Origin of the sequence: Gluconobacter sp. P1D12_c (genome assembly GCF_018812105.1) — a bacterium.
Lineage (GTDB): Bacteria > Pseudomonadota > Alphaproteobacteria > Acetobacterales > Acetobacteraceae > Gluconobacter > Gluconobacter oxydans_A.
Window position 1 is genome coordinate 1 of sequence record NZ_JACSIQ010000038.1, and the last position, 4,536, is coordinate 4,536.

At 54.6% G+C, this 4,536-nt stretch carries 7 protein-coding genes and 1 other RNA gene; 2 read left to right on the top strand and 6 right to left on the bottom strand.

Annotated features, from left to right (window positions below; translation table 11 throughout):
- The coding region (locus tag KP705_RS15140) for a hypothetical protein (RefSeq protein WP_215764746.1) at window positions 1-229 on the top strand (229 nt) is incomplete at its 5' end.
- Between the two features lie 103 nt (window positions 230-332).
- On the opposite strand, the gene KP705_RS15145 is transcribed toward KP705_RS15140, so the two are convergent.
- The 5 genes from KP705_RS15145 to KP705_RS15165 all read right to left on the bottom strand — a co-directional run bounded on the left by KP705_RS15145 (window position 333) and on the right by KP705_RS15165 (window position 2,487).
- Entirely contained in the window at window positions 333-1,148 is an 816-nt protein-coding gene (locus KP705_RS15145; RefSeq protein ID WP_046901312.1) for a TIGR00282 family metallophosphoesterase, read from the bottom strand.
- Window positions 1,149-1,151: 3 nt separating this feature from the next.
- Window positions 1,152-1,676 (bottom strand): 5-formyltetrahydrofolate cyclo-ligase, encoded by a 525-nt coding sequence (locus tag KP705_RS15150; protein ID WP_235271794.1) that lies wholly within the window; start codon window positions 1,674-1,676, stop codon window positions 1,152-1,154.
- A 43-nt stretch (window positions 1,677-1,719) separates the two neighbouring features.
- Window positions 1,720-1,876, bottom strand: a non-coding RNA gene (gene ssrS / locus KP705_RS15155) — 6S RNA.
- Window positions 1,877-1,923: 47 nt separating this feature from the next.
- A complete protein-coding gene (locus tag KP705_RS15160) occupies window positions 1,924-2,268 on the bottom strand; it encodes a cell division protein ZapA (protein ID WP_046901310.1) in 345 nt (114 codons plus the stop codon).
- A 3-nt stretch (window positions 2,269-2,271) separates the two neighbouring features.
- Window positions 2,272-2,487, bottom strand: coding sequence for a hypothetical protein (locus tag KP705_RS15165; RefSeq protein WP_086634867.1), 216 nt, complete (start codon window positions 2,485-2,487; stop codon window positions 2,272-2,274).
- A gap of 535 nt (window positions 2,488-3,022) precedes the next feature.
- Here KP705_RS15165 and KP705_RS15170 point away from each other — a divergent pair.
- Window positions 3,023-3,547 carry a thiamine phosphate synthase gene (locus KP705_RS15170; RefSeq protein ID WP_252348418.1) on the top strand — a complete coding sequence of 175 codons (525 nt, stop codon included), beginning with the start codon at window positions 3,023-3,025 and terminating at the stop codon, window positions 3,545-3,547.
- A gap of 24 nt (window positions 3,548-3,571) precedes the next feature.
- Here the strand turns inward: KP705_RS15170 and KP705_RS15175 are convergent, their stop codons facing one another.
- Complete coding sequence (locus KP705_RS15175) at window positions 3,572-4,303, bottom strand: fasciclin domain-containing protein (RefSeq protein ID WP_064275690.1); 732 nt, start codon at window positions 4,301-4,303, stop codon at window positions 3,572-3,574.
- Window positions 4,304-4,536: the final 233 nt, after the last annotated feature.

Genomic DNA, 4,536 nt, shown 5'->3' on the forward strand with positions numbered 1-4,536 from the left:
TAACACTTCGACACTCAGGTCTCAGGAAAATAATCCCAAAACCAGCAGCACCAAAACGCCGCCAACATATCCCTTCCAATTCCATATTCAATTTTCAAAGATCAGCATCTCAAACCGCCCCGGCCAGACCCTCGAAGAAGGCCCCGCCGTGTCGGTGAACGGGCTTATACGGCCACCACACATCACTGTCAAACAATCATCACACAACACTTATCCACAAGAAAAATGACTGTAAATTGGGGGAAATGCGAGAAATCCACACTTTTCACCCTTTTAGCCCTCAGAAAAAACTTTCATTTTCTGCATTTTTCTTCTGAAATCTTTGTCCCGCGTTAGAAATCCGGCCAGTTCGGCGCCAGATGCCCTCCCATCCTTAAAGGAGCGACGCGGACAGCCAGACCTGTGGCGTCGTTTGTCTCGACCATCAGACCGCAAACTGTCGCCTCGCCTTCTGCTGGCTGAGGGCGCTCCCCTGGGATTTTACGGATCAGCCGATGAAGGGACGCTTCCTTCCCCATACCGATGACACTGTCATAGTCACCGCACATGCCGGCATCCGTCTGATAGGCCGTTCCTTTGGGAAGAATACGATGATCTGCCGTCGGCACATGCGTATGTGTTCCAACAACCAGCGACACCCGCCCGTCGAAGAACTGACCAAAGCCCATCTTCTCACTGGTCGCTTCCGCGTGAATGTCTACGACAATTGCATTCACGGTCACGCCAAGCCGATGACGGGAAAGCAGTTCACCAACGACCCGAAAGGGATCATCCAGCGGGTCCATGAAAATTCGACCCATGACATTAACCACCAAAGCGCGGCGACCACGCTCCAGATCTATAATGTAGCTCCCCTGCCCCGGCGTCCCTGCGGGATAGTTAATAGGTCGCACGATATTAGGCATCTGGCTGATGTGGCTCACCATATCGCGTCTGTCCCAGGCATGGTTGCCCAACGTGATGACATCTACACCGGCAGAGAACAGGCTTCTCGCGATATCAGGGGAAAGGCCATAACCATGTGAAGCGTTCTCCGCATTCACGACAACCAGATCCAAAGAGAGCTTTTTACGCCACTCCGGCAAGTTGTCGGTTATTGCTTCACGTCCACTCCGACCTACAACGTCGCCCAGAAACAGCAGTCTCAACAGTCAGCCTTCCAAATTATAAGGCCCCGTCTGAATCGTCTCTTTTTCAGTGACGACAACAGAGAGGGGAATATCGTACGGCCCAACGGGAATGCTTTTCATTTCCTGAAAGGCAAAACCGAAGCCAATTGCGGGCACATTCAGCTGCGCCAGAGTGCGGTCATAATAACCGCCCCCATAGCCCAAGCGAAAACCTTTCCGGTCAAACGCCAGGAAAGGAACAAGCACAAGATCAGGAACAAGGATGGGGCCATCAGGATGAGATGTCCCAAAGCGACCTGCCAGCATGGGCGTCTCTTCGCTCCACTCCCGAAAAACGAGAGGCGTTCCCTTGGGTGTCGTCTCAGGCAGCGCAACGCGCCGCCCATCACGAGCCAGCCGGGAACATAAAGGTCGAAGATCGATTTCTCCCGGCAAGGGCCAAACTGCCGCTACGCTCAGCGCCTCATAAGTCTGAACGGTTTTAAAAAGCCGTTCCAGAAGATCCGCTTCTGCATGCGCAGGCGCGTTCCTGCGCTTCTCAGCCATGAGGTCACGGAGTTCTTTTTTTTGCTGATCGATGGAAGAAATCTGTGGAGCCGCCAAAGCCGTTGGTCTTTTCAGCCCTCCTAGACCTGCAAGTGCAGGTGGGCACCGGTTAACGTGACCAGGGCCACGACAGAGCCAGTTCCCGTAGGAATGCTTATCGGCCCGGGGGTTGATTTGCCTGACGCACCAGGCAGCTCCGAACTACATATTAGACACTGCGGAGAGATATTCAACGGGAACCCGTCGATTACCCTTCCTTTTCGAGTGTCTCAGCCAAACCCTCAACCTGCTGCGTCAAATGTGCGAGCCTCGCCTGGCGTGATTCTGCGATACGCAAGGCCGCTTTGGCTTCTTCAACAGTCGCCAGCATATCATCCGGAATCGGCCGACGCTTCAGTTCAAAAATTTCGTCTGCCATCAATAGCGCAGCCATCATAAGTGTCTTGGACTCGCTGGCGGCACCACCAAGGGTCCTCGCCCGCTGAAGCCAGCTCTCAACCTGCCGCGCCATGGAATAAAGATGGTGTTCTTCCCCATCCTGGCAGCCAACACTGTAAACATACCCGTTCAGACGAATGGAAACCTGCCCCATGGCTCATTCTCCCTTTCGTTCAAGAATTCCGCGGATACGCACACATAAAGCATCGATGTTTGCGGCAATCTCTGGCAGGTCGGGAGCTGAACGCGCCTCGCGCTCACGCTCTTCCCGCATTCGGGCCTGCTGCTCCATCGCAGTGGCAATTCGCCCCACCGCTTCCTCAAGACGATCAATAGTCCTATCGTCCTGCAGAGATCCTGTCTGCTCGCTCAAAACGCGCTCTTTCCGTTCATGCCATCACTATGCCGAATACTATGACCGACACATCTCATCCTAGATTGCCTGCTCAGGAAAGACCTGAACCCTTCATCAGGTCAAGCGCTGTGGCCTCTCTGGCGTTACCAGTCTTCAGTATTTCTTCTTATCCTGAAATTGTCAGCCTCAGAGCACAGCACCCTCAGCCCTTTCTGGCACTCTCCCCTGACGGCGCAGGAAACAGCTTCGGAATTCCCTGGTGGCTGGATGTGGTGCAGGAGCAGAAGGCTTTTTCTATTCTGGATTGTGGCGCCTCCGCAGCTTTGGCGCGCATGGCACTCCTGGCCGGGATTGGATGGGTTGTTTGCCAAGCGTCGCTGCAACAAATGAGAGCCTTGAAGTCAGACAAACTCCATGAAACGAGGGTCCTTGTGGCCCGCCCTTCCCTTACCTCATGGCGACGCTAGCCCGCCGCGCATGAATCTGCGAAACTCTGCTCATGATACCTTGCGATCTTTATCCCGTTCTGCCCGCCACATTCGAAACACCCGCAATGCTTGATGTATTGCCAGGGCTGCTCGCACGCCCCGAGGTTACTGCGCTGCGTTTTCCAGCAACCCACAACCTCGACAAAAAACAGCTTTCCAAATTCGTGAGTTTGCTTCACGAGAATGACGTCGCCCTGATGCTGGATGTGGCGGACATAACGGTTTCTATCTCGCCAGATCTTTTAAAGGTGGCTGATGGTCTCCACGCGCCGTCAGCAGACAGCCTACCTATCCTACGCAAAATAGCAGGAGAGAACATCCAGATTGGATGCTTCTGCCAAAGCCGGGACGAAGCGATGCAGGCCGGAGAAAGCGGCTCGGACTACATCGCCTTCCCTTCAGAACATGCAGACATGATTAAGTGGTGGACGTCCGTAATGGAACTTCCCGCCGTGGCCGAAAACATTGTATCGGTCAAAGCTGCACGGACCGCTAGAGACGCTGCGGCTGACTTCCTTGCCATCCCTCTGAAGCTAGATGGCAGTGATCAGGATACTGTCATCCAGCTTTTAAGCGCACTCAGCACCTGAGAAGGTGGCGCGCCTTTCTTTGATTCAGTGAGAAACAGGAAGCAGCGCGTCCCGCATGAAATACAGAACACCATTGGACTGCGGCAGCGAATGGCTCCACAGATGAGCCACCTGCCCGGCGGGATTATTCAGGAAAATTTCGCCAGTCCGAGCATCAATATGGACGCTGATGATATCTCCATATAGCGTCTTAAGACCGATACCCCGACCATGGTTTCTGGCGATGGCCTTGCGAATGGCTTTTTCGTCCCATTTTCCTGATGCGATTGTATAGCCCAGAATATGGGTCAACTGACCCTTCATCGCAGGGGCCATCAGCCCGCCAGGCCAGCGAGCCGAGAGCTTTTCCATGGCCTCATTTGGAATAGCGAAAACTGTATAAGGGCCAGGTCCCGTGATCCACGGTACCAGACCAACATGCTGGATCGCAGCCGTATAGTCGGCCAGTTCCACGGACGCAGCAATATTTTCGTCCAACGGACGATCATCATACGACGGTGATGCAGGCCGGTGATAAGCGACCGGCGTGCTCGGCTCATTATTCTTGGGCTTTTCGAACGCATCGGCGACAGTGTCAGGCATGTAAGACATGGACGTCTTTGCCTGTGTCTCGAAACTGTCCTGATAATTATGCGACCAATCCGTCCCATGACATCCTGCCAGAGCTAACCCCAGCAGGGCCACTGCGCCCGAACGAAGACCCGAGAACCGGGTCAAACCGCCGGGAACAGAGGAAAAACCGAATCGCACATACATGTCTGGTCACACCGTCTTAATAAAGAGGACGCAGAACCATAGACGAGGAAACCGGGTTCAGCACCCATCCCCGCGCATGGTCCATCCCACGACGTGACCACTTACCAGTTCAAACGTCGTCTGACAGCTTGTGTTGTAATAGGTCGCGGGGAAACCGCCACCCCAGCCGCCGCCGTAGCCACCATAGCCGGGCCCACCCCAGCCACCGCCCCAACCGCCGCCCCAGCCACCAT